The sequence below is a fragment of the Vibrio splendidus 12E03 genome (genome assembly GCF_000272105.2).
Classification (GTDB): domain Bacteria; phylum Pseudomonadota; class Gammaproteobacteria; order Enterobacterales; family Vibrionaceae; genus Vibrio; species Vibrio splendidus_I.
This window is the reverse complement of record NZ_AJZD02000039.1, coordinates 1-601: the sequence shown is the minus strand read 5'-3', so window position 1 is coordinate 601 and position 601 is coordinate 1. Positions and strand designations below refer to the sequence as shown.

Annotated in this window: 1 protein-coding gene and 1 pseudogene; both read left to right on the top strand. The window is 44.6% G+C overall.

Going from position 1 to position 601, the window contains the following annotated elements; translation table 11 throughout:
* Positions 1–103: 103 nt before the first annotated feature.
* A pseudogene (locus tag A142_RS04200) lies at positions 104–375 on the top strand (IS66 family insertion sequence element accessory protein TnpA).
* Positions 372–572, top strand: coding sequence for an IS66 family insertion sequence element accessory protein TnpB (gene tnpB / locus A142_RS04195; protein ID WP_019820469.1), 201 nt, complete (start codon positions 372–374; stop codon positions 570–572). The pseudogene A142_RS04200 and the gene tnpB overlap by 4 nt, the downstream one beginning before the upstream one ends.
* Positions 573–601: the final 29 nt, after the last annotated feature.

The following is a 601-nucleotide window of genomic DNA, read 5'->3' as shown; positions in this document are numbered from 1 at the left end:
CCCCGCATTCTAATCACTCATCACGAACAATAAGATTAAATCTCCAACCATAAGGAGATTTGAAATGGGAAAACGACGCACTAATCAAGAATAGCAAACGCTTATCGTGCAATCTGAATCGAGTTCGTTGTCAACACTCGCTTTTTGCAAACTCAAGGAGAGCAACCCTTCGACGTTTATGCCAAGCGCCAGCAACTCAACAACCTTGAGGTTTCGCAAGGCTTCGTTAAAGCTGAAGTCATCGAAAAGACAACCAAGTATCAAGCTACAGTGGGAACGGCTAACATGACTCTGTTTGTCAATGATATTGAGCTGAGAATTCCACAAGGCACGCCAGTCACTTATCTAGCAGAATTCATCGGTGCGCTATCATGAAACGCCTGCTTAGCGCTCCAGAGATTTATCTGTATCGTGAGAGTGTCGACTTTAGAAAGTCGATCAATGGTCTTGCTGCGATTATCGAAAGTGACACCGACTTCCTCTTGGGAAGCGGCGCACTGTTCCTGTTCACCAATAAACAGCGCGACAAAATCAAGGTACGGTATTGGGATAAAACAGGCTTTGCTCTTTAGTACAAACGCCTCGAAAAAGCCAAGTACAA